Here is a 3,621-nt window from a genome sequence, read left to right as displayed (position 1 = left end):
AATGGCATTATCTTCTCAGAAACATTTTCTGTGTCACTAGGACAACTGAATTTTTAGACTCGTTTCAGGCGAGCTTTCTTAATAACACTGCACTGACTATTAAATAGTAAGTGGCGTCCCCAAGGGGATTCGAACCCCTGTTACCGCCGTGAAAGGGCGGTGTCCTAGGCCTCTAGACGATGGGGACGCAGAAATTGGTTTGCAAATCATTGATTTGCTATTTCTGTGTAAGATGAGACCGAGCCTGTGAGGCGAATGGCATTATCTTCTCAGAAACATTTTCTGTGTCACTAGGACAACTGAATTTTTAGACTCGTTTCAGGCGAGCTTTTAATAACACTACCCTACTATAAATAGTAAGTGGCGTCCCCAAGGGGATTCGAACCCCTGTTACCGCCGTGAAAGGGCGGTGTCCTAGGCCTCTAGACGATGGGGACACATAAATGTATCACTAGGACAATTGATTAGTTTAACTCACATCCTGAGTTTTAAGGTAATTGCGCTTAATACAAGTAAAGACTCGAGCTTTAATTGTGACGCTATTTTCTCGGTAAAACCGCCTTTAACTAATTAAAGCTAAATGGCGTCCCCAAGGGGATTCGAACCCCTGTTACCGCCGTGAAAGGGCGGTGTCCTAGGCCTCTAGACGATGGGGACACAGAAAACTGCTACCCTAGGACAAACACTAATAAGTTGGTGGAGCTATGCGGGATCGAACCGCAGACCTCTTCACTGCCAGCGAAGCGCTCTCCCAGCTGAGCTATAGCCCCAACTTATTTACACACGCTGTGATAAACACGTCGTGTATTGCTTAGTGCGGGGCGCATTCTATGCACCACCCAAAATAAAGTCAACAGTTTTTTGTTCTGCTTTATTTAAATGGTTTATTTTTCAACAAACTGGCTACCAAGCAGGCTAAAAAGGGCAATTTACAGTAAATTAGCCCCTTGAGTGTATTATAAATTATGGCTGGATGATTAGATAACCCCTGCTCTGCTTGTTTTAATTTTTATTGAGCATAGAAAAGGTATACATTTATATGCAAATTCAACTTGGCATATTTAGTTCATCGTTCAATGACGTATCCTTACTTTATGCCTTGGCATAATAACCACTTTACGCACTATTAGATCGCATTGGTTTTTTGCGGATTAAAATTGGTTTAATTTAAAGGCGATTTAATCACGGCGTAAATTTATAACTTAAGTGATTACTTTATATAAGCTGCACTTTATGATCAATAAACACACCACAGCAACTAAGTTAAAATAGATTGGCTTATTACTTTCTTGATTTTCGATATTAACTATCTAAGCCTAAACAGATAATACGGCGTTTATTTAAACACTAAGCATTGATTTGTCGATAAAACAAACTCCAAACATTACTTGTTGTTTATAAAACCCCCACTCAGCACATTTTTATCATTCAAGTGTTGACACATTTACAACTCTATCTATAATAGCGCCCCACAACAACGCAGCATTGTGTTGTTGTTTAGATGTGGGTGATTAGCTCAGTTGGGAGAGCATCGCCCTTACAAGGCGAGGGTCACTGGTTCAAGTCCAGTATCACCCACCACTTTTTATAAGTGTTCACATCTAAATTTCTATATGAGTAATTAGCTCAGTTAGAAAAAGAGAGCATCTCCGCTACTAATAAGCAACGGCGAAGTTCACTGGTTAAAGTCCAGTACTATTTATTTTAATAGTAGCGTTTTAATTTATATGTGGGTGATTAGCTCAGTTGGGAGAGCATCGCCCTTACAAGGCGAGGGTCACTGGTTCAAGTCCAGTATCACCCACCACATATAAAACCTATGATTATATAATAGTCTTGTTTTAAAATTGTAATATGGGTCGTTAGCTCAGTTACAAAAAGAGAGCATCACCGCTACTTACAAGTAATGGCGAAGTTCACTGGTTAAAGTCCAGTACTATCTATAGATAGTAGCATGTAATATGGGTCGTTAGCTCAGTTGGGAGAGCATCGCCCTTACAAGGCGAGGGTCACTGGTTCAAGTCCAGTACGACCCACCATTTTTAAAATGGTGTATATTACAAAAATCTAAATGGGTAATTAGCTCAGTTAGAAAAAAGAGAGCATCGCCGCTATTTACAAGTAAAGGCAGTGTTCACTGGTTAAAATCCAGTACTATTTATTTTAATAGTAGCGTTTTAATTTATATGTGGGTGATTAGCTCAGTTGGGAGAGCATCGCCCTTACAAGGCGAGGGTCACTGGTTCAAGTCCAGTATCACCCACCACATATAAAACCTATTATTATATAATAGTCGCGTTTTAAAATTTTAATATGAGTCGTTAGCTCAGTTACAAAAAGAGAGCATCACCGCTACTTACAAGTAATGGCGAAGTTTACTGGTTAAAGTCCAGTACTATCTGTATAGGTAGTAGCATGTAATATGGGTCGTTAGCTCAGTTGGGAGAGCATCGCCCTTACAAGGCGAGGGTCACTGGTTCAAGTCCAGTACGACCCACCATTTTTAAAATGGTGTATATTACAAAAATCTAAATGGGTAATTCGCTCAGTTAGAAAAAAGAGAGCATCGCCGCTATTTACAAGTAAAGGCAGTGTTCACTGGTTAAAGTCCAGTGTTAACTATCACCCTTGATAGTTAATAATGTAATTTGGGTGATTAGCTCAGTTGGGAGAGCATCGCCCTTACAAGGCGAGGGTCACTGGTTCAAGTCCAGTATCACCCACCAAATTACAGTTTAAATGTTTAAAGCATTTAATTAAGCGTTATACCTATTTTATATGTGGGTGATTAGCTCAGTTGGGAGAGCATCGCCCTTACAAGGCGAGGGTCACTGGTTCAAGTCCAGTATCACCCACCACATATAAACACTTCTTAGTATCTCGGAATATCTCCATCAAATACTTAAATAATATATAAATCCTTTTGGGCAATTAGCTCAGTTGAAAGAAAAAGAGCATCGCCGCCCTTTAGAACGAATGGCAAGGGTCGCTGGCATCAAGTCCAGTATCACCCACCACATATAAACACTTCTTAATATCTCCATAAAATACTAAAATAATATATAAGTCCTTTTGGGAAATTAGCTCAGTTGAAAGAAAAAGAGCATCGCCGCCCTTTATAACGAATGGCAAGGGTCGCTGGCATCAAGTCCAGTATCACCCACCACATATAAACACTTCTTAGTATCTCGTAATATCTCCATCAAATACTTAAATAATATATAAATCCTTTTGGGCAATTAGCTCAATTGAAAGAAAAAGAGCATCGCCGCCCTTTATAACGAATGGCGAGGGTCACTGATTCAAGTCCAGTATCACCCACCACATATAAACACTTCTTAATATCTCCATAAAATACTAAAATAATATATCAGTCCTTTTGGGCAATTAGCTCAATTGAAAGAAAAAGAGCATCGCCGCCCTTTATAACGAATGGCGAGGGTCACTGGTTCAAGTCCAGTATCACCCACCACATATAAACACTTCTTAATATCTCCATTAAAGACTAAAATAATATAAAAGTCCTTTTGGGTAATTAGCTCAGTTGAAAGAAAAAGAGCATCGCCGCCCTTTATAACGAATGGCGAGGGTCGCTGGTTCAAGTCCAGTATCACCCACCAC

At 39.8% G+C, this 3,621-nt stretch carries 13 tRNA genes; 9 read left to right on the top strand and 4 right to left on the bottom strand.

Annotated features, from left to right (window positions below):
- Nucleotides 1-111: 111 nt before the first annotated feature.
- From AAEY55_RS17925 to AAEY55_RS17910, 4 genes are all read right to left on the bottom strand, one after another.
- Nucleotides 112-187: transfer RNA gene (locus AAEY55_RS17925), tRNA-Glu, on the bottom strand.
- Nucleotides 188-361: 174 nt separating this feature from the next.
- Nucleotides 362-437 (bottom strand) — tRNA-Glu (locus AAEY55_RS17920).
- A 144-nt stretch (nucleotides 438-581) separates the two neighbouring features.
- Nucleotides 582-657, bottom strand: a tRNA-Glu gene (locus AAEY55_RS17915).
- Nucleotides 658-694: 37 nt separating this feature from the next.
- Nucleotides 695-770 (bottom strand) — tRNA-Ala (locus tag AAEY55_RS17910).
- A 735-nt stretch (nucleotides 771-1,505) separates the two neighbouring features.
- Here AAEY55_RS17910 and AAEY55_RS17905 point away from each other — a divergent pair.
- From AAEY55_RS17905 to AAEY55_RS17865, 9 genes are all read left to right on the top strand, one after another.
- A tRNA-Val gene (locus AAEY55_RS17905) sits at nucleotides 1,506-1,581 on the top strand.
- A gap of 150 nt (nucleotides 1,582-1,731) precedes the next feature.
- Nucleotides 1,732-1,807: transfer RNA gene (locus tag AAEY55_RS17900), tRNA-Val, on the top strand.
- Between the two features lie 156 nt (nucleotides 1,808-1,963).
- Nucleotides 1,964-2,039 (top strand) — tRNA-Val (locus AAEY55_RS17895).
- 151 nt (nucleotides 2,040-2,190) lie between these two features.
- Nucleotides 2,191-2,266 (top strand) — tRNA-Val (locus AAEY55_RS17890).
- Nucleotides 2,267-2,424: 158 nt separating this feature from the next.
- A tRNA-Val gene (locus tag AAEY55_RS17885) sits at nucleotides 2,425-2,500 on the top strand.
- Between the two features lie 150 nt (nucleotides 2,501-2,650).
- Nucleotides 2,651-2,726, top strand: a tRNA-Val gene (locus AAEY55_RS17880).
- A gap of 56 nt (nucleotides 2,727-2,782) precedes the next feature.
- Nucleotides 2,783-2,858 (top strand) — tRNA-Val (locus AAEY55_RS17875).
- A 523-nt stretch (nucleotides 2,859-3,381) separates the two neighbouring features.
- A tRNA-OTHER gene (locus AAEY55_RS17870) sits at nucleotides 3,382-3,472 on the top strand.
- Nucleotides 3,473-3,529: 57 nt separating this feature from the next.
- Nucleotides 3,530-3,620: transfer RNA gene (locus AAEY55_RS17865), tRNA-OTHER, on the top strand.
- Nucleotide 3,621: the final 1 nt, after the last annotated feature.

Source organism: Pseudoalteromonas sp. 120-MNA-CIBAN-0494, assembly GCF_040308885.1.
GTDB classification, from domain to species: domain Bacteria; phylum Pseudomonadota; class Gammaproteobacteria; order Enterobacterales; family Alteromonadaceae; genus Pseudoalteromonas; species Pseudoalteromonas nigrifaciens.
The sequence above is the reverse complement of the archived record's forward strand: the minus strand, read 5'-3'. Positions and strand labels throughout refer to the sequence as shown.